20 protein-coding genes are annotated in these 24,602 nt (G+C 34.6%); 8 read left to right on the plus strand and 12 right to left on the minus strand.

Translation table 11 applies throughout. The features are described 5' to 3' along the window. The first annotated feature begins 6 nt into the window (after positions 1-6). Positions 7-1,515 carry a redoxin domain-containing protein gene (locus tag PBT89_RS03400; protein ID WP_270063397.1) on the plus strand — a complete coding sequence of 503 codons (1,509 nt, stop codon included), beginning with the start codon at positions 7-9 and terminating at the stop codon, positions 1,513-1,515. Between the two features lie 125 nt (positions 1,516-1,640). Continuing rightward, on the plus strand, positions 1,641-4,448 hold the full coding sequence (locus PBT89_RS03405; protein ID WP_270063398.1) for a M16 family metallopeptidase: 2,808 nt from the start codon (positions 1,641-1,643) through the stop codon (positions 4,446-4,448). Positions 4,449-4,754: 306 nt separating this feature from the next. Here PBT89_RS03405 and PBT89_RS03410 read toward each other — a convergent pair whose 3' ends face one another. The 5 genes from PBT89_RS03410 to PBT89_RS03430 all read right to left on the minus strand — a co-directional run bounded on the left by PBT89_RS03410 (position 4,755) and on the right by PBT89_RS03430 (position 8,957). Further along, positions 4,755-5,447 (minus strand): sterol desaturase family protein, encoded by a 693-nt coding sequence (locus tag PBT89_RS03410; protein WP_270063399.1) that lies wholly within the window; start codon positions 5,445-5,447, stop codon positions 4,755-4,757. Between the two features lie 10 nt (positions 5,448-5,457). Beyond that, a complete protein-coding gene (locus PBT89_RS03415) occupies positions 5,458-6,072 on the minus strand; it encodes a deoxynucleoside kinase (RefSeq protein WP_270059100.1) in 615 nt (204 codons plus the stop codon). A 370-nt stretch (positions 6,073-6,442) separates the two neighbouring features. Further along, a complete protein-coding gene (locus tag PBT89_RS03420; RefSeq protein WP_270064298.1) occupies positions 6,443-6,802 on the minus strand; it encodes a DUF6122 family protein in 360 nt (119 codons plus the stop codon). Positions 6,803-6,844: 42 nt separating this feature from the next. Then, positions 6,845-7,162: a DUF202 domain-containing protein gene (locus tag PBT89_RS03425; RefSeq protein ID WP_270059099.1), complete on the minus strand. Its 318-nt coding sequence runs from the start codon at positions 7,160-7,162 to the stop codon at positions 6,845-6,847. 1 nt (position 7,163) lies between these two features. After that, positions 7,164-8,957: an SLC13 family permease gene (locus PBT89_RS03430; protein WP_270059098.1), complete on the minus strand. Its 1,794-nt coding sequence runs from the start codon at positions 8,955-8,957 to the stop codon at positions 7,164-7,166. Between the two features lie 179 nt (positions 8,958-9,136). Here PBT89_RS03430 and PBT89_RS03435 point away from each other — a divergent pair, with 179 nt between their 5' ends. Beyond that, positions 9,137-9,652, plus strand: a complete 516-nt coding sequence (locus PBT89_RS03435) for a DinB family protein (protein WP_270063400.1) — start codon at positions 9,137-9,139, stop codon at positions 9,650-9,652. A 150-nt stretch (positions 9,653-9,802) separates the two neighbouring features. Here the strand turns inward: PBT89_RS03435 and PBT89_RS03440 are convergent, their stop codons facing one another. The 7 genes from PBT89_RS03440 to metK form a co-directional block, all read right to left on the minus strand. Continuing rightward, on the minus strand, positions 9,803-10,441 hold the full coding sequence (locus PBT89_RS03440) for a hypothetical protein (protein ID WP_270059096.1): 639 nt from the start codon (positions 10,439-10,441) through the stop codon (positions 9,803-9,805). 97 nt (positions 10,442-10,538) lie between these two features. After that, complete coding sequence (locus tag PBT89_RS03445; protein ID WP_270063401.1) at positions 10,539-11,492, minus strand: pyridoxal-phosphate dependent enzyme; 954 nt, start codon at positions 11,490-11,492, stop codon at positions 10,539-10,541. A gap of 72 nt (positions 11,493-11,564) precedes the next feature. Continuing rightward, positions 11,565-12,008 (minus strand): universal stress protein, encoded by a 444-nt coding sequence (locus PBT89_RS03450; protein ID WP_270063402.1) that lies wholly within the window; start codon positions 12,006-12,008, stop codon positions 11,565-11,567. A gap of 12 nt (positions 12,009-12,020) precedes the next feature. After that, positions 12,021-12,950 carry a 2-hydroxyacid dehydrogenase gene (locus tag PBT89_RS03455; protein WP_270059094.1) on the minus strand — a complete coding sequence of 310 codons (930 nt, stop codon included), beginning with the start codon at positions 12,948-12,950 and terminating at the stop codon, positions 12,021-12,023. Positions 12,951-13,010: 60 nt separating this feature from the next. Next, positions 13,011-14,375 (minus strand): acyl-CoA dehydrogenase family protein, encoded by a 1,365-nt coding sequence (locus PBT89_RS03460; protein ID WP_270063403.1) that lies wholly within the window; start codon positions 14,373-14,375, stop codon positions 13,011-13,013. A 171-nt stretch (positions 14,376-14,546) separates the two neighbouring features. Continuing rightward, positions 14,547-17,141, minus strand: coding sequence for a DUF3857 domain-containing protein (locus PBT89_RS03465; protein ID WP_270063404.1), 2,595 nt, complete (start codon positions 17,139-17,141; stop codon positions 14,547-14,549). A gap of 114 nt (positions 17,142-17,255) precedes the next feature. After that, a complete protein-coding gene (metK, locus tag PBT89_RS03470) occupies positions 17,256-18,512 on the minus strand; it encodes a methionine adenosyltransferase (protein WP_270063405.1) in 1,257 nt (418 codons plus the stop codon). A 333-nt stretch (positions 18,513-18,845) separates the two neighbouring features. Here metK and PBT89_RS03475 point away from each other — a divergent pair, with 333 nt between their 5' ends. The 5 genes from PBT89_RS03475 (at position 18,846) to PBT89_RS03495 (ending at position 24,529) form a co-directional block, all read left to right on the plus strand. Continuing rightward, positions 18,846-20,294, plus strand: coding sequence for a PQQ-dependent sugar dehydrogenase (locus tag PBT89_RS03475; protein WP_270063406.1), 1,449 nt, complete (start codon positions 18,846-18,848; stop codon positions 20,292-20,294). A 490-nt stretch (positions 20,295-20,784) separates the two neighbouring features. After that, on the plus strand, positions 20,785-22,062 hold the full coding sequence (locus tag PBT89_RS03480; protein ID WP_270063407.1) for an O-acetylhomoserine aminocarboxypropyltransferase/cysteine synthase family protein: 1,278 nt from the start codon (positions 20,785-20,787) through the stop codon (positions 22,060-22,062). A 48-nt stretch (positions 22,063-22,110) separates the two neighbouring features. After that, entirely contained in the window at positions 22,111-23,277 is a 1,167-nt protein-coding gene (locus tag PBT89_RS03485) for a trans-sulfuration enzyme family protein (RefSeq protein ID WP_270063408.1), read from the plus strand. A gap of 57 nt (positions 23,278-23,334) precedes the next feature. Next, on the plus strand, positions 23,335-23,745 hold the full coding sequence (locus tag PBT89_RS03490) for an RrF2 family transcriptional regulator (protein ID WP_270059087.1): 411 nt from the start codon (positions 23,335-23,337) through the stop codon (positions 23,743-23,745). A gap of 154 nt (positions 23,746-23,899) precedes the next feature. Further along, the gene (locus PBT89_RS03495) at positions 23,900-24,529 is read left to right on the plus strand and encodes a phosphoadenosine phosphosulfate reductase domain-containing protein (protein WP_270063409.1); all 630 of its coding nucleotides are present in this window, start codon (positions 23,900-23,902) and stop codon (positions 24,527-24,529) included. The last annotated feature ends 73 nt before the right edge of the window (positions 24,530-24,602 follow it).

A 24,602-nucleotide genomic window follows, 5' to 3' on the forward strand; every position in this document is an offset into this window, starting at 1 on the left:
GCTTCTATGATTAAAAAAACTATATATATAGCTGTAACCTCGGTGTTGCTGGGGTTTACAGCTTGTAAAAAAGATAGCGATCATATTGCATTTTCTCAGCAAAAAGAAGAAGCTATCAGTTTTACTTTGGATTCTTTATTAACTTCAGATGGAGAAGCATCAGAAAAACTCCTTTTAGAAAAACTTGAAGAATTAAGCAAAAGTGGTGACGAATCAAAGATTAAGCTCACTTACAAATATTACTACGGTCTTAATGAACCCGATAAAGTAGATTCGCTAACTAAGGTTGTTATAAAGAAATTTCCTAAAGGATTACAGGCGAGATTTGCCGAATATCAAAATATATTTTCTAAAGATAGCCTTAACGATCAGATAGCTGCTTACGATGCCTGGGTGAAGCAATTTCCACCTGCCAATTATTCATTTGTCGATCAGGATTTATATAATATTGCGCTTTATTACCTCTTAGAGAAGAGTGTGAATCAGGATAAAACTGAAGTTACCAATGCAATAAAATCTCGCTTTCTTGACCATCCATCTAAGATTAATGCACTTTATAACTTAGCAGGCTTGCTCAATAATAATGGGAAAAGAGAAGAGGCGATCGCGTGTATAGAGAACAGCATTAGAACTGCAGAAAAATGGGAAAATAAAAGCGATATTCCAGAGCAATCTAAACTGATGGTTTTAAATAGACATCGTGATGCCATAAGGTTTTATGCTATTTTACTGAAGGAATCAAACAAATGCCAAAAAGCGGTTGATCATTTTGAAAAATATAAAAGTCGTATTGATTTTATAGATTCTGAAGTAAACTCCAAATATGCAGATTGTTTAGAGCAACTTGGGGATGGCAATAAAGCGTATGAACAAATCGTAGCGCTTGTAAAAATGAATAATGAAGTTGCTGAAGCAAATTACCCAAGATTTAAACGATTGTTTCTAGAAACTCAAGGCAATCTAGAAGATTTTAGAGATTTCGAGAAGAAGATGGAAAAAGAGCGAGATGCTGCTTTATTAGAAGAGGTGAAGATAAAAATGATTTCTGAAAAAGCACCAGCATTCAGTTTGCAGAAATTAGATGGTGCTGAAATATCTTCTTCAGACTTAAAAGATAAAATTCTGATTGTAGATTTTTGGGCAACCTGGTGCGCACCTTGTAAAGCTTCTTTTCCAGCCATGCAGCAAGTGAAAAATCATTATCTAAAAAACGATAATATTCAATTTTTGTTTGTCAATACGATGGAATCTGAAACTCTTTCAGCAATAAAACCAAAGGTTAAAAAGTTTGTTTCGTCTAATAATTACAATTTAGATATGTATTTCGATCTCAAAAATCAGGATAATAGTTATCAGATGGCTGAAGATTTTGATGTACATGAAATTCCGTACAAATTCATAATTGACGGAGAAGGTAATATTAGATATAAGATCAAAGGTTATGAAGGAAATCTAGAAGTAGAACGAAAAAAACTTATTGCTATGATCGACGCTGTAAAGAATGAAAATTCATAATCAATCTACAGTAACTACTATTATGTAGTCTTTAGTTGAGTTTTAATTTTTATAGTTTCAGCTTCAATTTCTAAGGATCATAATACAGTAAATCTTCAGAATACAAATCACATAAATTTTAAAGAATGATTAGAAAGAAAATATGCTTATTACTAGCCCTTTTTACACTTGCGCTTAGCGCACAGGAAAATAAGCTGGAAAAAGCAACTATTATTCATGACAGCCTAAGTAATGGCCTTGAATATTTTATAATGCAAAATAGCGAACCTGAAAATCGAGCTTCGTTTTATTTTGCTCAAAATGTAGGTTCAATTTTAGAGAATGATAGTCAGCAAGGATTGGCGCATTTTCTAGAGCATATGGCTTTTAATGGAACCGAAAATTTTAAGGATAAAGAAATGCTTACGTATTTAGAGCAGAATGGCTTAAAATTCGGAAGAGAAATTAATGCCTATACCAGTTTCGATCAAACTGTTTACAATATTAATCAGGTTCCTGTAACCAATGAAAAATTATTGGATTCTGTATTGTTAATATTACACGATTGGTCGGGATATTTATCGTTAACAGATGAAGAGATTGATAACGAAAGAGGAGTAGTAAACGAGGAGTGGAGAAGTTCTAATACTGCAAATTATAGAGCTTCTACAAAAATTTGGTTAGACGGTTATCTTAAAGATTCGAAGTATAGCAAGCGTATGCCGATAGGCAAAATGGATATCGTTAATAACTTCGAATATGATAAATTAAGAGATTATTACGAGCGCTGGTATAGACCAGATCAGCAAGCAGTAATTGTTGTAGGAGATATCGATCCAGAATTGATGGAACAAAAAGTAAAAGATATTTTTTCTGAAATACCCCTTAAGGAAGACCTACCTGCAAGAGAATCATTTGATGTGACTTTAAACAAAGAACCACTTTTTATCGTGGCTACCGATAAAGAACTAGGAAATCCTAATGTAGAATATTTTATTAAGCATAAAAAAGAAGATCTGTCGGTACTCGAAAAAGAGAAAAGATCCTTAGTGGGAAGCTTAACAAATTATATTCTAAATAATAGATTATCTGAATTATCTGTTGAGGATGATAGTCCAGTTTTAGGTGTAGGTTTCGGTATTCAGGATTTTGTGAGACCTCTGGAAGTGTTGAGTATTAATATTAGTCCTAAAAAGGATAGTTTATTATCAGGTCTGGAATTTGCACTTTCAGAATATAAGCGTTTTGCAGAATACGGAGCTACATCTGCAGAGCTTGAAAGAGCTAAAGCGGCTTTTAAAACTAGCTATACTTCTGCAATTAAAAATGTAGATAAACGAAGTAATGATTCTTATGCTTCAGCAATTATAGATGCTTATTTAGAAAATGTACCGGTATTCGATTACAAATCGAGTTTAGTGTACGGGGAAAATTTAATCGGAAAAATTAATAATAACGATATTCTTGATTATTTGTCTGATTTTGAAGGTGAATACGGCCGCGGAATCGGAATTAAAGGAACTACAGATTATAATTACCCTGAAAAAAATGAGATAGAAGTTGTTTTAGAAAACGTAAAGAACAAATCGTTAGAAGCTTACGAAGAAGATCTTCAGGAGAAGACCTTAATTAATGAAGAACTTCAGAAAACTGAAGTAACCGGAGAAACGAAACTTAAAGGAATTGATGCCAAGCAATATACTTTAGCAAACGGATTGAAAATCGTGACTTTTCCTACAGATTTTGAAAAAGAAAAAGTTTATATGAGTGCCTTTAGCCCGGGTGGTCAATCTCTAATCCCTACTAAAGATTTACCAAATGTAAATGTAGCTTCTTATGTGGTTTCACAATCTGGTTTAGGGGATTTGGATAAAATCGAATTACAAAAAAAGCTTGCGGGTAAAGAAGTTTCTTTGGGAGTTTCAATCAATAATTATTCTGAAAATATCTCTGGAGGTGCCAGTACCAAGGATTTGGAAATACTGCTTAAAGAGGTCTATTTGAATTTTACATCACCTCGTTTTGATGCCAACGCCTTGGATATTCTAAAGCAAAATTTTGAAAACAGTTTAGAAGCAAAGAAAAACAATGTTAATAGCGCTTTTCAGGATTCTTTGACCCTGGCGACTTCAGGCCATAGTGAGCGAGCTTTAATTTTTGATCGTGAACTTATAGATAATATAAGCTTAGAAGGAGTAGAGAACGTTTTTAAAAATAGAATTGCTAATGCCGGTGATTTTACGTTCGTTTTTGTAGGAGATTTTGACGAGAAAAATTTAGTTGAATTGGCTCAAAAATATCTTGGGAATATCCCAAAAGGAAAAAAAGAGACGATTAAAAATCATAACATGGTTCCTAAAAAAGGACTTACTAAAGTTCATGTTTCAGAAATTATGGAAACGCCGCAATCTACAATTAGCATTTACATGAATGGTGAGATGAAATATACCAGAAAAGCTAATCTAGAGGTATATATTATAGCTGAATTGCTGAATAAAAAATACATGAAACGTATTAGAGAAGAAGAAGGCGGAAGTTATGGCGTTAGTGTTGGAGGTAATGTTGTAAGTAAACCAAAAGGTAATTTTAATCTAAATATCAGTTTTCAATGTAATCCAGATAAAGCTGAAGAACTCTTAGAGATCGTTTATGAGGAGTTAGAGAATATTTCTAAAAACATTGATTCTTCTAATTTTTCAGAAATTAAAAGTAATATCAAGAAAAACCATAGAGAGCTGCAAAAAGAAAATGGTTTCTGGATGAGTAACATTGTATCTAGTTTAGAGAACGATCTTCCAATTGATTCTCAAGAAAAATTTGAAGCTTTAGTAGATCAAATAACTATAAGCGACATCAAGAATACAGCCGTTCGTTTAAATAAAAATCCAGCGATTGTGGAAGGTGTTTTAAGCCCAAAAAATCAAGAAGACGATTCAAATACAGCTGTAGATTAATTTTTCATTTGAATGTCCGTAATCATACCAAGTTTTGGTTAATCTGAACTGGATTCAGGGGCTAGTCCAGAACTGATTCTGGATCAGTCCGTAAAGACGAAAACTAACAGATTACAGATAATCAAGATTTTTTTAATAGTAGATTTAGCCTAAAAAGGGGTTCAGAATATTTTCTGAACCCCTTTTTTATTTTTGGATTATAAATTTCCCTTGAGAATTAATTTTTAAAGTCTGAAAACCTTTTCCCAAAAAAATCTGTTCGGCTTAGCATAGGGAAATTTACTTTTAATTATTTTTTTTCTGAATTTAATGGGTATGTGCCGGGCCTTTGTGTTGGTCGTCAATACTTTTGCCTACTGCTGTTCTTTCGCTTGCAGCGCTTTTTCTAGGCATTGTTCTAAAAATATGATCCCAAAGTGGGGACGAAACGCCAAAGGCGCGATCTGGCTCACGATAATGATGTATGCTGTGATGATGCCATAAAATCTTCAAAAAGTTATCGGGAACTTTAAAAGCATGTACCGAATAGTGTACGGCTAGATATGCAGCGTAACCAACCAGAAAACCAGATAGAAAACCAAAAACATAGTCGCCCAAAATCGCACGATAAATAATAAACAGGATTGTAGCTACAATCAAACTTAATACCGGGGGCATTGCTAATCTGGTTTTGTCTTTTGGATAATCATGGTGTACACCGTGCATTGTATAAGATATTTTTTGTCGCCTTGGTGTGGTTGCGGGAATGTGATAAAGATAGCGATGCGCTATATACTCAATCAGCGTAAAAAATGCTAATCCGCCTAGAAACCATACTAAAATCTCTGGCGCCTGAAATCCTTTTTGGAAAATCCCATAATAAATAAGTGCAGCAGCTGTACCAAAAAAGATTATTAAAGGCGCAGCAATATGAGTATGTGTTAATTTTTCTAATAATGGGTTTTCAAATAATTTGGGTGAGCCTTTATGCTTAGGCCTTTTAAGTTTAGTAGATTCCATAATCTAAATTTTAAAATAATCCGTTTATCTCTCCGTCAATTCTATTGATGATATTTCCGAGATCTTCCGGTTCATCAACAAAGTTTATATTATCAACATCAATAACCAGTAAATTACCTTTATCATAACCATGAATCCAGGCTTCGTATCTTTCGTTTAGCCTGCTTAAATAATCGATAGAAATAGAGTTTTCATATTCTCTTCCTCTTTTTTGTATTTGCGCAACTAAATTGGGAATACTGCTTCTTAGATAAATTAGCAAATCGGGACCTTTAACTACACTTTCCATAAGCTCGAATAACGACTTATAATTCTCGAAATCTCTATTGGTCATTAATCCCATGGCATGCAAATTGGGAGCAAAAATGTGGGCGTCTTCGTAAATAGTACGATCCTGAATAATCTTTTTCCCACTTTCTCTAATCTGTAATATTTGTCTAAATCTGCTGTTTAGAAAATAGATCTGAAGATTAAAAGACCAACGTTCCATTTTGTTGTAGAAATCTTCAAGATAAGGATTCTCTAAAACGTCTTCATAATGCGCTTCCCATTTATAATGTTTAGCAAGTAGTCTTGTGAGCGTGGTTTTTCCTGCGCCAATATTTCCTGCAATCGCTACATGCATGGTATTGAAATGTTATAAGTTAGAACTATTTTTTATTTTGAGATCGTAAATATAAAGCATTTCAATCACAGCATTTTTTGTAATTCGTCTAGTATACTTTTGAAATTGATATCTAATTTTTTACAATATTTAAACGAAAATATGCATTCTATAATGTGAAATCCTAATTGTATAAGGAATTTAATATTTTTTTACAACTTTAGCGAATTTTTCAGAATTTCAAAATCATGCAGAATATTTTATTTTTTTATAATTTATCAGATGCAATTTACTACTAAGTCATTTCTTCAATTTAAATAATCATTCAGGAAAAGATAAGATTCACTTATCAATGCTACCGGTTTTAGGAGAGAAGGGTACTTGTCAATTTTTAATTAGAAACGTTGATTTGGATTAGTTGTTTTAAAGCTGAATTATCATAACAAGATCCACATTTATAAAACGTAAAAAGACAGTCTAGAAAATCGGTAAGCATATGAAAACTAAGCCCTATAAAAATGAGTTTAAAAATTCCTTTTTTTAGAAAAACGGCGCCTAAAATATAAAAAATGATCGCAATTTGGGAGTGCAGGGGATGGAATCCTATACCACATCGATGAGGGTCAAAAAGCGGATTAGCGAAAATATGATCTATATCCACCAGCATGGTTAGTGCGAGAATAATCCAATTGTGCTTCCAATTCTTTTTGTCAAAAAAATAGGCAATTATTCCAATAACCAAAAAATGCATCGAATAATGAAAAATACTTTGTATCAATATTGGTGCTTAAATTCAGGTGTTTTCAGAAGAATTATCTGGCTTTAATAATTTATTCAATTTTTTGTTAAGATGAATATATCTTATAATACCAATAGACAAAAATATAATACTTACTGAAAATGCACCATAACCCAGCCAATGTAATTCTGGATATTCTTTTATTTGTAATAAAGCGAGTCCGCCGATTAGCAAATATAGCGAAGCTCTAATATAGGCCAATAGTGTACGTTCATTGGCCAATTTAGTTCGTTCTAAAGCAAGATGTTCTCTTATGAGTTTTTCATCAATTATTCTGGTTTTAAAGGGATTGCTAAGTTTTACTTTTCTCATTTTATTTGATTTCAAAAGGGAAAAATATCGGAATTATAAAAGATGCTGCGATCCAAATTATTAAATTTAAAGGAGTTCCAAACTTCAAAAAGTCATTAAATTTATAATTTCCAGGTCCATACACCATTGTGTTTGTTGGGTAGCTTACTGGTGTCATAAAGGTTAATGAGCACGCAAACATTACTCCAATCAATAAAGGTTTTTCACTAATGCCTAAAGCCGCAGAGAGACTAATCACAATTGGAGCCATTAATGCTGCCGCTGCTTTGCTGCTAAGTACATTGGTTGACAGAAAGGTAATAAGAAAAATTAAGCTTAATATAATCCTGGGGTCCAAACCGCCAATTTGATCAAAAATAAATTGTGAAATAACATCTGAGCCTCCGGTTTTTTCTAAAGCTTTTCCCATAGAAAGTACACCGGCCATCATAAAAATTACTTTCCATTCTATAGCATCATAAGCTTCTTTAGGTTTTAAAATCGATGTGGTAACGATTAGTAAACCGCCAATCATAGCACTTATTAGTATCGAGGTGAGATTTAATGCCGCCGATAAAACTACACCTAATGTTATTAATAATGCAGGGATTGCTTTTTTATAATTAACTTTTTTAGTTTGATAATTAGAGAGTATAACTATTAATTTTCGTGATAATAGGGTCTGAATATTTTTTTCAGAAGCGTAAACTAAAAGCATATCACCTTCTTTTAAAATGACATTTGATACATCCTGAGTGATAATTTCTTTGCGATGTCGCAGCGCTAAAACCGATGCATAATAAATATTTCTAAAGTTAAGCTGCCTTAATGATCGCTCTGCAAGCGAGGAACCATAAGGGATCATCACTTCGTAAATTTGTTTTTGTTCTTTACCATCCTTAGATTTTTCATTTTCTAAAAGATTTGCCTTATCACCAATAAGTTCGTAACCACCTTTCTCCATAAGTTCGGTAAGATGTTGGGGATCTATAATAATTTTAATAGAGTCCTCTGCTCTCAATATGGTATCTCCGTTTATCTCATAAACCCTATGATGTTTCCGTTTAATAGATAAAACCTGTGCTCCATAATGGCTTACAAGTTTAGATTTTCCTATACTATGATCTACATCTGTACTTTCAGCTTTGAGAAAAACTTCTGCTAAATAACTTTGTGCTTCTTTGGTTAATCCGCTTTCATGCGCCTCTGCTCTTTTTGGCAGGAGTAAAGGGCCTACTATAATTATGTAAGCTAAGCCAATGGCCAGCAGGCATAAAGCTGGTAAAGTAAATTCAAACATATTAAATGCTTCTAATCCACTTTTCTTGGCAATACCGCTTATTAAGATATTTGTAGATGTGCCTATAAGCGTACACGTGCCTCCAAATAATGCTGAAAAAGATATAGGAATCAATAAACGAGCTGGGCTTATACCAGTTTCCCTGCAGACCAATAATGCCATAGGAATTAAAATGGCGACAACGGCAGTATCATTAATAAAAGCAGAAAATAATGCTGCAGAAAAACAGAATATCATTAAAGCAAACACATAATTGATTTTGGCGATGCTTATAATCCTATCACTGAAGCTTTCGATAATTCCGCTTTTAAAAATAGCTGCACTTATAACAAACATGCATCCAAGGGTAATAGTTGCAGGGTGGTTAAAGCCAGAAAAACCTTCTTCAGGACTCAAAACGCCGCTTACTATAAATAATGCCATAATCAGGATCGATGTAGTATCGATCGTAAAATAATCTTTAATAAAGAGGAAAATACCAATCAGGATAATAGCGGTGGTGATATAAAGTTCCATGTATTATGAAGACTATTTTTAATTTGAATGTTTAATAAACAATGTAGAATGCATAAATATGCTTAACAATAAAAAACATTAAGTTGTCTTTCGTTAAATCTTTCTTCAATTCTAATGTTAAAGATACTATATCTTTTGCCTGATAATAGTATATTATAACATCACCTTAAGAGTTTTATATGGAAAATGAAAAATCTAGAGAGGTTTGGCTTCGAGGATCTTTACCAGATATACCGTTACTTTTGCAACCAGCTGCCCATGCGCTTTTGCAGTCTAAGGAAGAGGTTTTTAAATATACAGCAACTTTTCCTGAAGCACTACTATGGAAGAAACCTGCCGGAAGAGCAAGCGTTGGTTTCCACTTGCAGCACATTACCGGGGTTTTGGATCGAATGCTAACCTATGCCGAAGAAAAATCTCTTTCTGAAACTCAATTTGAATATTTACGAAAAGAAGGTTTTGAAGGTCGCGAGGTAAAAATCGCTAATTTGAAAAAAGCTTTTACTGAAAAAGTAGATGAAGCGTTGCAGACTTTTAAAAATACACCTGAAGCGATATTAACCGAAAAGAGAACGGTAGGGAGAAAGAAGTTACCTTCTAGTGTGATAGGATTGTACTTTCATGCCGCAGAGCACAGCCAGAGACATATTGGCCAAATGCTAGTTACTATTAGCGTATTAGAAAGTGAAATTTAATAATTAAAAAAGGCTGAGAAATATTCTCAGCCTTTTAATAAATTATAGCAAACTACCTAAGGATGAAATAATTAGATGTCTATTAGAAAATTATTTATTATTTCTAGGCAATCCTCAGAGCATTTCATCTCGATTATCGAGTAAAAGTAATTATCTCATTTCAGGGTTATCTCTAAGCTCTTTAGCTCTAGAAGAAGGAATAAATACCTGAATACCGAAGTTTAGACCTAAAGAGTTTTGATATGTGGTGTTTCCTCCACCAACTAAACCATTATACTTAAGATTAGTTTCTAATGCTACGTTATCTGTAAGGAAGTAAGAATATCCTGGGCCTACACCAAAAGCAAATCCATTGGTAGTATTTCCACCAGCAACATTAACACCAGCAATACCTGCATTTGCTTCAACGAAGAAACGACCGTGGCTTAAAAGATTATCAATTCCTTTTTCACCTGGGCTTAAGTAATATCTAGATAAAGCCTGAAATCCATATACAGTAGTTTCAGTAGATCCTTCACTCTCTGCAGATTTACTAAATCCGATATTAGCTACAGCTCCTAACATAAAATTATCTTTTACAAAATATCCAAGTTTTGGACTTAAACCTAAATTGTAACCTGCGCCATCGTTTAATCCGAAGTTTAAACCAAGAATACTGCTGTTTCCGGTATTGATTAAGCCACTACCAAAATCACTTCCAACCATAAAGTTTCCTTCTTGGATTTGAGCATTAGAAATACCAATGCTTCCCAGTAATGCAATCGCGCTTAAAATAATTAATTTCTTCATTTTGATTTTTTTTGTTTCGCGCAAATTTAGTCAGCTTTCGAGGTTGAAAAATATCATTTAATTCAAGTTTAATATTACTTTAAAATTGCTGTTAAATTTAATTGTTGTAAAGGTTAATTTGGTTAAAATCTACATTTCCGCCTGAAATTATTATTCCGATTTCTTGGTTTTTAAAATCTTCTTTTTTCTTCAAGATAGCTGCTAATGCTACAGCGCTAGAAGGTTCCACTATAATTTTCATTCGTTCCCAAATTAATTTCAGTGCAATCTTTATTTCATCTTCAGTAACTCGGATTATGCTATCGACATGTTTCTGAATAATTGGAAAGTTTTTATCTCCAAGTTGTGTTTTTAATCCATCGGCGATTGTATTGGAGCTTTTATTAATCTCTATTTTTCCTGAAATTAATGAGCGATAAGCGTCGTCTACTTCAAAAGGTTCGGCTCCAAATGTTTTAGTTTTTTCAGTAAATAGATTCACGGCAAGAGCAGTACCGGCAATTAATCCGCCTCCACCAACGGGAGTTACTACACAATCAAGATTAGGCTTTTTTTGAATCAATTCTAAAGCTGCGGTACCCTGTCCTAAAATCACATCAATATCATTAGAAGGATGAACGAATGTAGCGCCTTTTTTCTCAACGATGTTTTGCGCGGTTTCTTCACGGTTTTTTAAAGTTGGTGGACATTCCGTAATAATTCCGTTATAAGTTTTTACGGCATCTTTTTTTACCTGAGGCGCAGTAGATGGCATGACTATATAAGCAGGAATTCCTAAGCTTTTGGCTGCTAAGGATAATGCCTGGGCAAAGTTACCTGAAGAATGTGTAACCACTCCTTTTTGCTGATCTTTTTTGCTTAGTTGTAGGATTGCATTAGTGGCACCACGCATCTTGAAAGCACCCATTTTTTGGAAATTCTCACATTTAAAATAGATGGAACAACCTCCAATTTGATTAATTAATGAAGAAGTTAAAATTGGCGTTTCGTGAATATAGGGTTTTATACGCTCATGAACCTGTAATAAGCTTTTTTGAGTAAAATCGTCCATAAATATAAATGCTGAAATTGGTTGGAAAATTAGCCAATTTCAGCATCAGGAAAAAAGTTTTTGAATGAATTATCACTCTTCAATAGGAACAGTAAAAACCGGAATCTTTGATTGCTTTAGAATTTCCATAGAAACATTTTCAGCAAAAAGATTATGAAAAAATCCGTGTTTATGGGTGCCCACGATCATCATATCGGTCTTTAATTTTTTAGCTTCTTCTAAAATAGTTTCAACCGTAGATCCCTGGATCAGTAAGGCTTCAGACTCGATGTTATTTTCGATAAACGAATCGCATAATTGCTGCAGCATACGGTGTTCCTGTCTAAATTCTTCAGCTTTTGTATCTCGAATATACTTTGGGCCAACTTCATATCCCACAAAATCCGGATCTGGATCGGCAACATGAACCAACCATACTTTTGCGTTAAATTTTTCAGCAAAACTTTCGGCATACGTAAGCATTTCGCCTACGGCTTCATTAAAATCTACGGCTACTAAGATGTTTTTGATGAGCATAATTCTCAGAAATTAATAACCGCGATCCTGTTCTACCACATTTTTCAATTCTTCACCATCTTTAAAACGTTCGTAATTATCAACGATCTGAGGAATTACAGATTCAGCTTCGGTTAAACTTGCGGTATGCGGAGTAATACTAATTCTCTTGTGATCCCAAAAAGCATGATCTTCTGGTAAAGGTTCTTCTTTAAAAACATCTAAAGAGGCGCCTGCTAAATGGCCATTATCAATCATTTCTATAAGGTTATTTTCTTCTAAATGTTCGCCACGACCTACATTTATAACATAAGCACCTTTAGGGAGTTTCTCGAATAATTCTTTATTTAAAATTCCGGTTGTCTCATCAGTTAGTGGAAGAAGACAAATAAGAATTTCAGAATTACTTAAAAAATCATCTAAACTGCCATCACCAGAATAGGATTTGATATCTTCACAATCTTTCTCGGTACGCGACCAGCCTGAAACCTGAAAGTTATTTTTTGCTAAGAGTTTTGCAGTGGCGGTACCAATAACACCCATTCCCATAACACCTATTTTCATATCGCTGTTACGGCAATACTTCATTACATTCCAGTTATGATCTTTCTCCTGGTGTTTGTATGCGGAAAGATGTCGAGTGTGATTCATAACCAAAGCAAGAACAAACTCACTTAAATCGCTGGTTAATTGCTCATCTACAACTCTGGTAATTTTAACTCCTTCAGGAAATTCAGGATCTGATGTGATATGATCTACACCGGCACCCATCGAGGCAACAACTTTTAAATTTGGATAATTTTTGAATAGTCCGCGAGGATGTTTCCAACTAATGGCAAATTCAACTTCTTCGGTGTCGTGGTCTTCGGGATAAGTATAAACATTCATTCCAGGATGTTGACCTTTTAAATTTTCTACCCATTTAGATACATCTCTACCTGGGGCTACAACTAATACTGACATTTAATTCTAATTTTTGCCCTCATCGAGGGTTTTGATTTTTAATTTTTAATTTGAAGTTTGTTAACTAACAAAAGCACTATAACCGGTAATTGCTCTACCAACAATTAGTGAATTTATTTCTTTGGTTCCCTCGTAACTGTATATCGCTTCGGCATCTGCCACAAAACGGGCAACATCGTGTTCCAATAAAATTCCGTTACCGCCCATTACTTCACGAGCACGGCTTACCACATCTCGCATTCGCATGCTACAATACACTTTAGCAAGAGAAGCATGTTCATCGGTTAGCATATCTGCATCTTGCATTTCAGAAAGTCTAAAACATAATGTTTGCATCGCGGTAAGATTCGAAACCATTTCTACCAGATGATTTTGGATTAACTGGTAAGAGGCAATTGGTCTTCCAAACTGCTCTCTTTTTCTTGTATATTTTAATGCACTTTCATAAGCACCGCGAGCACAACCTACCGCTTGCCAGGCAACACCGGCACGCGTCATTCGTAAAACATTAGCAGTGTCTTTAAACGAATTTGCATTTTGCAATCGATCACTTTCTGCAATTTTACAATCGGTAAGTGTAATAAGGGCGTTTTGTACAATACGAAGCGCCATTTTATCTTCCATTTTTTCGGCTTTAAAACCGGGATTGTCTTTCTCTACCAAAAATCCTTTCACCTGGTTGCTCTCTTCATCCCGTGCCCAAATAATAATCACATCTGCGAAAGTGGCATTACCAATCCATTTTTTTTGTCCGTTTAAAATCCAGTTTTTACCATCGTATTTACAGGTGGTTTCTAAACCGCCAGCAACACCAGATCCTACATTGGGTTCGGTTAGACCAAAAGCGCCAATTTTCTCTAGTTTTTGCATCTGCGGAAGCCATTTTTGCTTTTGCTCCTCGCTACCACATAAATAGATAGATCCCATTGCCAGGCCGCTGTGAACACCAAAAAAAGTTGAGGTAGAAACATCGACTCTTGCAATTTCTTGCGCGATAATTCCTTCCATTAAAAACGGAAGATTAGGGCAACCATAACCTTCGTAAGGAATACCGGCAATATTTAGTTTTTTGAATTTTTCAATAATTTCGAAAGGAAATTTTGCGCGATTCCAGTGGTCATTAATTAATGGACGAATTTCGTCTTCCATAAGATTGCGCACTTTCATCTGAAGTTCGCGTTGTTCTTTGGTAAGTTTATAATCAAGATTATAGAAATCGCCATCGATAGGAGGAAGGTCACTTTGTGATTTGTGACGCTTGGTTTTTAACATTTTCATGAGTCCGGCAAGCTGGCGCTCATCTAAAGTACCTAAAGCTTTCATTGCTTCAGACAAATCGATTTGTTTATTAATTTTTGCCAGCTGATCCATATCAACCGACTTTAACAGGTTTACCGTGTTTCTTACTTTTTTAAAAAAGGACATGAGAATGCTTTTGTTGTAATCTCAAGTTAATGATTAAAAAGTCCCGCCGCTGTTAAGGAATTCCGAAGAAAAAGATAAAATCGGAAAGGGTTTAGTTAGAACATTTTTAAATAAAAAAATCCCCTGAAATGATCAGGGGATTTTAGAAGTTTATAGGCTGTATTTTTAAGCTTATACCGATGGCTTGTTTTCTAAAAAGTTCATGTTTTCGGCATTTCCTTTTTCGGTGTTTTTCTTTTTATATGTATTTACAAAAGTATCTTTTACCCTTTCAGAATATATAAAGTATGGAATCCAAATTATGCACGCAATTAGTGATTTAAATACTTCTTTATATAAATCGGGACCGGGGGCTGTAGCATATACAGACGGAATAAATGACGCCGCCAGCGTATCTAAACTTACACCTATAAAATTGAAAACATAAAAGGCAATAATTAGTCTTGGCGCTATTGTTCTTCTTTTGAAGAAAATAATCAATATAAAAATATTGAAAGCAAGAGAAATAGCATTAAACAGGATTTCAAAAAAGACTAGTCCAACTAAGGCTTTATTTCCGTTAGACCAAAGTAATAAATAATCGGAGGTAAAATACTCATTATTTATCATTGGCGATAAGGTTAGTAACGGAGAAAGGCAAAGTCCTATTGCTATTAAAATTAGCCAGCCACCTATTGGGCGATGATCGTCTGGATGCGCTTTAGATGGAATGTCGTAATTGGTATAAATTAAACGGCATAAGAATCCCACCCCGGTAAATACTACTAGGAATAAAAACAATGCAAACCATGAGAGATCAGAATCATCGTTATTGGCATAACTTTCTGCAAGGCTTTTATTATATGTGAGGTAATAGGAAATGTTTTCTGAAGCTTTTTCATGAGCTTTTAGAAATTCTGAATAATCTTTAGCAGGTACGTGATCGCTTAAAGCTTTGTATTTGTGAGTAATATCGATTCTAGCATTAGAATATTTAGATTGGTAAGTATATTCAAAATATGGATTATCAGACTTATAATATTCGGTATTTACTTCCCATTTCTCAGGAGTGAAAATGACAATGTTATAATCGATATTGGTGCTTTCGTTTATATAATACGGGGATTTACGTTTTGCTGTTTTCTGCGGAAACATAAAATTATCGATTGCCAATGCATAGTATTCTGAATAGATCTGGCTTGGATCATCTGGCATTTCCGTCCAGTGATTTGGGATCCTGTATTCTTCGTAAACTGTAAAGGTGTTTTTTTGATCGCGTTCATCCTTAAAATAAAGTTCTTCGGAAACTTCAATATCAGCATAGGCCAAACTATAAAAATCCAGATAGCTTTTTTGAATGCTGCTAATCCCATTTCCGTTAAACTCAGCCCTTGTTATATCTGCCTTATAACCGCTATAAACCGTTTCTACTCTAAGGCGTGTTGGTCCGCCAATGGAGTCGATAATAAAAGTTTCTGTAATATTAGTTTTTCCGTAATCTGGCTTTTCAAATTTTGTAAGTGTGGTAGTACCTTCATCTAAAATGAGTCCGTAGCCATAATCTGGTGCAAAAATTGCTTCAGCATTACCACCCTGATTATTAATGGTAGGATCTATAAAATAATCTTTGTTAAATCTGTGATATTGCACGATACAGTGATCAAAAGAATTTGGCGATGGTAAGTCTTTGTTGACTGTATTTCCGAAAGTTGAATTAACTAAAATCGGATGCGCATCTATATTGTATGCTTTTAAAAGTTCACTTAGCAAAAAAGATTTGTCTTTGCAATCACCATACCGGCGGTTGAAAATTTCTTTTGGATTACTGGGCTTGTGAGAACTTAAGCCATTTTCGAAACCTAAATATCTTATTTTATCCTGAACAAATCTGGTTAGCGGCACAATGGGATCGTCGAAAACAGTATCGGCCTCTATAATTTCTTTAGCTTTCGCCCGTAACCATTTTCTATCTGAAACCGATATTTGATAATATTGATTATAGTTTTTGGCCACGTCATTCCAGCTGGTAAACTGTGAAACCTGATAAGATTTTGAAGCGTCGTACCAAACGGGCGTATTGCTATCGTAAACAGTAGTTTTTGGGTTATTGTTTTTTATTACATATTCTGTGTAATTGGGATGTTCGGTAATCTCAGGTTTATCGGTGCCATTAAAAAATTTGATCTCAAAATCCTTGTTTTTAGGTACCAGGTATCTTCCGTGGATATTTACTACAGGAAGCGAATATTCTAAGTATTCTTCCGTAGAAAAAATTCCATTATGCACAGGATTAAAACCTTTGCGAGTGTAGCTATATTCTATAATATCTCCCACTCTTACGTCTGTTAGATTAAAAAGTGCAGAAAGGGAACCGTCGTATAAATGTCTTTCCAGATTTGTTTCTCGCTGTACGGTTTTTATCCGATTTAGGTCCAATTGGTCGATCACTTGATCATCGCGGTAGATATTGATTTTGTGTAAAAATAAACTTTGATAATCTGGATCAAATTCGATAGTGAAATCGCTCATTTCCTGTACGCCATCATTATTAAGGATTTTAAAAGCCAAATGGCGGTAAGCTTTTTCTTCGATTAAATTGAATTGTGCATCTACCAATAAATACAAAAAAGGCGAATTATCAAGTTCTTTCTTTTCTGAAGAAAGTTTCGCTTGTATTGGTGTAACCCAGTCTGGTGTTTTTGATTGAAAAACTTGGTCGCTTTGTGCTGAAATTGCACATAGCCAAAGGCACGCGAATAACGTGCAGATCGATTGTAAGCGCTTCATAGAGATGTTAATGAAACCTCAAATAAACGTTAATAAAATTAAAAAAGGAAATTTTGTGGTATAAAAAAATCCCCTGATTATTCAGGGGATTTTATTTAATTTATAGGATGAAAATTACAATCCAAAAGCTTCTTTTACTTTATCTACGTAATCTAGTTTTTCCCAGGTAAATAACTCTACTTCTTTTTTTACTTCTCCGCTATACGGACTCTTGAAAATTTTAGTAACCGTTCTCGATTCTTTTCCCATATGGCCATAAGCTGCAGTTTCGCGGTAAATAGGATTTCTAAGATTTAATCGCTCTTCAATAGCAAATGGGCGCATATCAAAAATCTCTCTTACTTTTTTAGCAATCTCGCCATTACTCAGGTCTACTTTTGCAGTTCCGTAAGTATCTACAGAGATTGAGGTAGGTTCAACAACACCAATAGCGTAAGAAACCTGCACCAAAACTTCATCGGCGACACCGGCTGCAACTAAGTTTTTAGCAATATGTCTAGATGCGTAAGCAGCAGAGCGGTCTACTTTACTAGGATCTTTCCCAGAGAAAGCACCACCACCGTGAGCTCCTTTGCCACCATAAGTATCTACGATAATTTTTCTTCCGGTAAGTCCGGCATCACCATGTGGCCCACCAATTACAAATTTCCCGGTAGGATTAATGTGATAGGTAATATCATCATTAAACAATTTCTGTACATATTCGGGAAGTTGTTCAATAACACGCGGCATTAAAATCTCAACAATATCTTTTTTAATTTTCTTCAACATTTCCTCGTCTTCTTCCATAAACTGGTCATGCTGAGTAGAAAGTACAATTGCTACAATGCGCTGCGGAATGTTATCATCACTATATTCAATTGTAACCTGGCTTTTAGCATCAGGTCTTAAATAGGTAATATCTTTATTTTCACGACGAAGTTTAGCAAGCTCGATCATCATTTTATGAGAAATATCCAGTGCGAGTGGCATATAATTCTCGGTCTCTGAAGTTGCATAGCCAAACATCATTCCTTGGTCTCCTGCACCTTGTTCTTCTTTAGAAGCGCGATCTACACCCTGATTAATATCTGGAGATTGTTCATGGATTAATGAAATTACCCCACAAGAATCGCCACTAAATTGATAAGCACCTTTGGTATATCCAATATCGTTAATTACATCTCTGGCAATTTGCTGAACGTCTAAGTATGTATTAGATCTTACTTCACCAGCCAAAACTACTTGTCCTGTTGTCACTAAAGTTTCGCACGCTACTTTAGAATCTTCATCAAAAGCTAAAAAATTATCTAATAAGGTATCACTAATCTGATCGGCAATCTTATCGGGATGTCCTTCAGAAACACTTTCTGAAGTAAATAAATAAGCCATAAACTTTATCCTTTAAATTATAAAAAGAGGAAAATTTGACGTAAAGGCAGGCTATATAAGTAGTACTGCTTTAGCATTTTTAACCATCTAAAATTAGAAAGTTATAGGGTTGCAATCAGTCAAATCTTTCCCTGTTATTATTTCAGGGACAAATGTATAAAATAGTTTTTTTAATAAAGCGCTCTTTAACGTCTTTTTATTGGCACTCTTTTTTTGCCGATAGTTATTTAATAAGTTTCTTTTTTGAAATGATTATAAATTTTTAACAGCATTGGTATCTGTTTACCTCTTAATTTTAAAACGTAATTTTTTGTTTTACAAATAGATGTCAATATGATTCAGAAATTATTTTTGTTGCTGTTTCTTTTAAGCTTTTCACAGCGAATATATTCTCAACCAAAAAATTCTAATGATTCATTGGTATTCACTAAGCGAATCATAGCCGAGAATTTAAAAGATCCCTGGGCTATTGTTTACGGCCCAGACGATTATTTATGGGTTGTAGAATCTAAAAAGTATTTGCTTAGTCGAATACATTTAGAAACAAAAAAGAAAACTGTTTTAAAAGATTTTACACCAAATCGAAATTTTTCCGGAGAGAAAAGCTGGCCCATGGGCGGACTAATGGGCTTGGCCTTACATCCAAATTTTACAAAAGGAAAGCCTTTTGTGTATGTCGCTTATGTTTATCAATTTAATGCTGAAAATACCGAAGATGGCTGTAAGGATAGTTTTGGAGGTTGTTTTTACAAGATAAAATTGGAGCGGTATCAATATGATAAAACAAAACAGGAGTTGAAAAATCCATTCACTATTTGCGATACTATTCCCGGAAGTAGCGACCATAATGGTGGCGATTTAAAAATAGCACATGTAAATAATAAACCGTATTTGTTTTATAGCGCCGGAGATATGGGTGCCGGTCAATATGGAAATGCAGGCAGAAAAAATCGAGTTCAAAATATCAATTCTTATGAAGGGAAAATTTTACGATTTAATTTAGAACCTGATAGTGCTGCAGCGAATCAAAATTCATGGATTCCGAAGGATAATCCTTTTACTTCTGAAAATCGAAACGCCGTGTGGACGTACGGTCATCGAAATCCGGAAGGTATTGCTGAAGGGAAAATTAACGGGAAATATAGGTTATATTCTTCAGAACATGGTCCGTTTGGAGATGATGAAGTCAACCAAATTAAGAAAGGCAAAAATTATGGACATCCTTTGGTTATAGGATATAACGATGGTAATTATAATGGATTTGCTGCCGGGGTTTCCAATCATGATTATTTGCCGGGAAAATGGAACACTGCTTATCCATTAATAGAGGATGAAAGTGAAAATGTAAAAAAAATGGGACAAAATTTTGAAGAACCTATTAAAGTTTTAGGATTAATTTCTTCGGAAATCTTATCAAAAATTTTTGAACATCGGTTGCACAATGAAGATGGTCCAGATTGGGAAGCGGTCGCTCCCAGTAGTATCGCTGTTTACGATAAAAAAGCTATTCCCAGCTGGCAAAACTCACTATTAATACCTTCCTTAAAACAAGGAGAATTATTGCAATTGAAATTGAACAAAAAAGGAGATAAGATAATTGGTGAACCCAAAAGCTATTTTAAAGGAGAAGTACGATATCGTGAAGTAGAAGTTTCACCAGATGGTTCAAAAATCTATCTCACTACCGATTATAGCTCACAAAGTTCAAATCCTTCAAAAAACAATAAAAATAAAGTGAATTGTAAGGGATGTATTATAGAATACACAATAAAAAACGAATAACGCAAAGCTTTCAGAAAAAGAATATAAATTTTTAAATTAAATTTGGCTAAGAAAAAAATCTGTGTTTATATTTGCAGATATAGAATTGTAAGAAAATGATTTTGAATACTATGATGCGCTTTATGTTTATGATGTGGAAATCTTCCGCAGCGCGCGCTATTGTATAAATTCAAATAATTATGATATATAAAAGCCGCTGCCAAAAACAGCGGCTTTTTTTTATGCTAAAAAATGACAATATGAATGTAGTACCCGTATTCTTCAGTGTTAGTGTACCGATGTATATGTGCAAAAAAATGCACAGCTATTACCTAAATTGAGGAATAACTTCAATAAGATCTCCCTGGTAATAGCTCAAAACGGAGATCGTTTCATTTTACTCGAAAATCGAGATTAAATGCTCCGAGGCTTGCCTCGAAATTAATATATAATTTTCTGATAAATGCCTTATGGGCTTGCCCTGAGGTAGTTTACTTAAAAAACAAAAAATATGAGTACTACTAAATTTGCTACAAATGCGTTACATGCCGGTCACGACGTAACTACTAACGGAGGAACAAGAGCCGTTCCTATTTACCAAACAACGTCTTACGTCTTTAAAGATTCTGATGAGGCAGCCGGTAGATTTTCTTTGGCGCAACCGGGTTATATTTATACCCGTTTAAATAATCCTACCAACGATGTTCTAGAACAGCGATTAGCTGCTTTAGAAGGGGGGATTGGCGCTGTAGTTACCGCATCGGGAACCGCAGCTATCAATACTGCTTTGTTAACCCTATTGAAAGCCGGAGATCATATAGTTGCTTCCAATAGTTTATACGGCGGAACTTATAATTTACTGAGTGTTACCTTACCACGATTTGGAATTACTACCACTTTTGTAGATCCTTCTGATCCTGAAAACTTTGGAAAAGCAGTTAAAGAAAATACCCGTGCTGTTTTTGCGGAATCGTTGGGAAATCCAAAATTGGATGTATTAGACTTAAAAAAGATTTCAGCACAGGCAAAAGCGCACAATATTCCGTTTATTGTTGATAATACGGTAGCAACACCATATCTTCTGAAGCCTATAGAATTTGGAGCTGATATTGTGATTGAGTCACTAACAAAATACATCAGTGGTAATGGAACTTCTCTTGGAGGCGCTATAATCGATGCAGGTACTTTTGATTGGTCCAGTGGTAAGTTTCCTGAATTTACTGAACCTTCAGCTGGTTATCATGGTTTGGTGTATCACGAAGCATTAGGAAATGCTGCTTTTATTGCAAAAGTTCGTGTTGAAGGATTACGTGATCATGGTGCAGCTTTAAGTCCTTTTAATGCTTTTCAGATTATTCAGGGATTAGAAACTTTGAGAATTAGAATAAAACAACATAGCGAAAATGCATTGGCTTTAGCCGAATGGTTGCAGGAACAAGAAGTGGTAACATGGGTTAATTACCCTGGTTTGTCAAGCAGTCCTTATTACGAATTAGCAAAAGAATATTTGCCTGCAGGTCAAAGCGGAATTATCACTTTTGGCGTAAAAGGCGGATACGACTCTGCTAAAATTGTAGCTAACGACACCAAATTATTCTCTTTATTGGCCAATATCGGAGATACTAAATCCTTAATAATACATCCTGCGAGTACCACCCACCAGCAGCTTGACGAAAAAGCACAAAACGATGCTGGTGTTACTCAAGATTTAATCCGTTTGTCGGTAGGTTTGGAAGATATTTCCGATTTAAAAGACGACCTATTAAATGTATTTTCAACAATAAAATAAGTAATTTTCAATTCTGAATTGAATTCAAAAACAAAAAAACGTTAAGGTATGTCTACCCCAAATTTTGAAACCGAAGCTATTAGAACGCAAATGGAACGTTCGCAACATTTAGAACATTCTGCGCCTTTATATTTAACCTCTAGTTATATTTTTGAAGATGCTGAAGATATGCGCGCTTCATTTTCTGAAGAAAAAGAACGGAATATTTACAGCCGATTTTCGAATCCAAATACATCAGAGTTTGTTGAGAAAATTTGCAAAATGGAAGGAGCAGAAGCGGGCTATGCCTTTGCCACTGGAATGAGTGCGGTATTTTCTTCACTAGCTGCGTTGTTAAACGCCGGAGATCATATCCTTTCAGCTCGGTCGGTTTTTGGAAGCACACATTCGTTGTTTACCAAATTTTTTCCGAAGTGGAATATATCTCACACCTATTTCAAGGTAAATGAGGTAGATAAAATTGAAAGTTTAATTAAGCCGGAGACCAAAATTATTTTTGCGGAAACCCCTACAAATCCGGGAGTAGATATTATAGATCTTGAAGTTTTAGGTGAAATTGCTAAAAAACACAACCTAATTTTAGTGATCGATAATTGTTTTGCCACGCCATATATTCAGAATCCGATAAAATACGGAGCCGATTTAGTGATTCATTCCGCCACCAAAATGATTGATGGGCAGGGAAGAGTTTTAGGCGGAGTTACCGTAGGAAATTCAGAATTGATAAGAGAGATTTATTTGTTTTCAAGAAATACAGGTCCGGCATTGAGCCCGTTTAATGCCTGGGTGCTTTCTAAAAGTTTAGAAACTTTAGCTGTTCGCTTAGAAAAGCATTGTGAAAATGCTCAAAAATTAGCTGAGTTCTTAGAGGCGCATCCTAACGTACAAGTTGTAAAATATCCATTTTTAAAATCGCATCCGCAATATGAGATTGCGAAAAAGCAAATGCGACTAGGTGGTAATATTATTTCTTTTGAAATTAAAGGTGGAATCGATGCGGGTAGAAAATTTTTAAATTCAGTAAAAATGTGTTCCAGAAGTGCCAATCTTGGCGATACACGTAGCATTGTAACACACCCGGCAAGTACCACCCATAGCAAATTAAGCGAAGAAGATCGATTAGAAGTGGGAATTACAGACGGTTTAATAAGAACTTCTGTAGGTTTAGAGCATATCGACGATATTATTGCCGATATTAAACAAGCCTTAGATTAAAATAGTATTGAAAGTATAACGGCGAATGGAAAGATTAAAATTATTTATATTCGCCGTATGCTTTCAAAGAAAACGAAATACGGAATTAAGGCACTTACTTTTATTGCCAGGCAACCAGGACGAAAACCGGTGCAAACTTCAGAAATAGCCAAGAGCGAGAATATCTCTCAAAAGTTTCTAGAAAGTATTCTTTTAATCCTTCGGAAGTCGGGCTTTTTGGGTTCTAAAAAAGGAAAAGGTGGTGGATACTATCTTATTAAAGAGCCAGAAGATATTCAAATGACTGCTGTGATTAGAGTTTTAGAAGGTCCTATTGCCATGGTTCCTTGTGTAAGTCTTAATTATTACGAGAAATGTGATGATTGCCCAGATGAAAAAACATGTTCTGTTCATAAACTAATGATTCAGGTTCGTGACAGTACTTTAAATGTTTTTGGTGAAAATACATTAGCGGACTTGGCTTTGTAGTAGTTATTTAAAACGTAAAATGTTAAAAATCAAAATTTAATCAACAAATTGTTGGTCTATATTAAAATGAAAGTTACTTTTGTTTTAATAACCTACTAAATCTATAGGTTATTAGATTAAAAATATAAAAGTGGACTTCAGGAAAGATAAGATTATGAAAAGGTATACAGAGAAAGAACTAAAAATCCTTAATCAGCAACTAAAAGGTATAAGCCCTGAAGAAATTATCCAGTGGGTAATTCTTAATAGCAAGCGCCCGTTGGTGACAACTAATTTTAGACCTTACGAAGTGGCAATTTTACATGCTGTTTCAAAAATTAAATCTGATGTTCAGGTGGTATGGTGTGATACGGGCTATAACACGCCGCAAACATATAAGCACGCTAGAGAAGTAATCGATACTTTAGATCTTAATGTGAAGGTTTATATGCCAAAGCAAACTGCAGCTTATAGAGATGCAATGTTTAACGGTATCCCGCAGGTAGACAGCGCAGATCATGATGAATTTACCCGGCAGGTTAAGTTAGAACCTTTCCAGAGAGCGATGAGAGAGCAGCAACCAGATATTTGGTTTACAAATCTTAGAAAAGGACAAACTGCGTTTCGTAATAGTATAGATATTCTTAGTTATAGTAAAGATGGTCTTTTAAAAGTGAGTCCGTTTTATCACTGGAGTGACCAAAAACTAGATCTTTATCTGGAAGAACACGGCTTGCCTAACGAGCATAAATATTTTGATCCAACAAAAGTATTGGCAAATAGAGAATGTGGACTTCACGCTTAATATTATATTTTAAAAGAAGACTGAAAAATGACAAATTTTAATACAAAAATGATCTGGTGTAAATCGATGTGCA

The organism is Zunongwangia sp. HRR-M8 (genome assembly GCF_027594405.1).
In the GTDB taxonomy this organism is placed as follows: Bacteria; Bacteroidota; Bacteroidia; order Flavobacteriales; family Flavobacteriaceae; genus Zunongwangia.

Coding starts and splice junctions, on each gene's coding strand:
- PBT89_RS03405 (WP_270063398.1), top strand. CDS start 1,641: ATGATTAGAAAGAAAATATGCTTATTACTAGCCCTTTTTACACTTGCG.
- PBT89_RS03475 (WP_270063406.1), top strand. CDS start 18,846: ATGATTCAGAAATTATTTTTGTTGCTGTTTCTTTTAAGCTTTTCACAG.
- PBT89_RS03430 (WP_270059098.1), bottom strand. CDS start 8,957: ATGGAACTTTATATCACCACCGCTATTATCCTGATTGGTATTTTCCTC.
- PBT89_RS03445 (WP_270063401.1), bottom strand. CDS start 11,492: ATGGACGATTTTACTCAAAAAAGCTTATTACAGGTTCATGAGCGTATA.
- PBT89_RS03480 (WP_270063407.1), top strand. CDS start 20,785: ATGAGTACTACTAAATTTGCTACAAATGCGTTACATGCCGGTCACGAC.
- PBT89_RS03425 (WP_270059099.1), bottom strand. CDS start 7,162: ATGAGAAAAGTAAAACTTAGCAATCCCTTTAAAACCAGAATAATTGAT.
- metK (WP_270063405.1), bottom strand. CDS start 18,512: ATGGCTTATTTATTTACTTCAGAAAGTGTTTCTGAAGGACATCCCGAT.
- PBT89_RS03450 (WP_270063402.1), bottom strand. CDS start 12,008: ATGCTCATCAAAAACATCTTAGTAGCCGTAGATTTTAATGAAGCCGTA.
- PBT89_RS03490 (WP_270059087.1), top strand. CDS start 23,335: ATGCTTTCAAAGAAAACGAAATACGGAATTAAGGCACTTACTTTTATT.
- PBT89_RS03415 (WP_270059100.1), bottom strand. CDS start 6,072: ATGCATGTAGCGATTGCAGGAAATATTGGCGCAGGAAAAACCACGCTC.
- PBT89_RS03485 (WP_270063408.1), top strand. CDS start 22,111: ATGTCTACCCCAAATTTTGAAACCGAAGCTATTAGAACGCAAATGGAA.
- PBT89_RS03400 (WP_270063397.1), top strand. CDS start 7: ATGATTAAAAAAACTATATATATAGCTGTAACCTCGGTGTTGCTGGGG.
- PBT89_RS03495 (WP_270063409.1), top strand. CDS start 23,900: ATGAAAAGGTATACAGAGAAAGAACTAAAAATCCTTAATCAGCAACTA.
- PBT89_RS03460 (WP_270063403.1), bottom strand. CDS start 14,375: ATGTCCTTTTTTAAAAAAGTAAGAAACACGGTAAACCTGTTAAAGTCG.
- PBT89_RS03465 (WP_270063404.1), bottom strand. CDS start 17,141: ATGAAGCGCTTACAATCGATCTGCACGTTATTCGCGTGCCTTTGGCTA.
- PBT89_RS03455 (WP_270059094.1), bottom strand. CDS start 12,950: ATGTCAGTATTAGTTGTAGCCCCAGGTAGAGATGTATCTAAATGGGTA.
- PBT89_RS03440 (WP_270059096.1), bottom strand. CDS start 10,441: ATGAAGAAATTAATTATTTTAAGCGCGATTGCATTACTGGGAAGCATT.
- PBT89_RS03410 (WP_270063399.1), bottom strand. CDS start 5,447: ATGGAATCTACTAAACTTAAAAGGCCTAAGCATAAAGGCTCACCCAAA.
- PBT89_RS03435 (WP_270063400.1), top strand. CDS start 9,137: ATGGAAAATGAAAAATCTAGAGAGGTTTGGCTTCGAGGATCTTTACCA.
- PBT89_RS03420 (WP_270064298.1), bottom strand. CDS start 6,802: ATGCATTTTTTGGTTATTGGAATAATTGCCTATTTTTTTGACAAAAAG.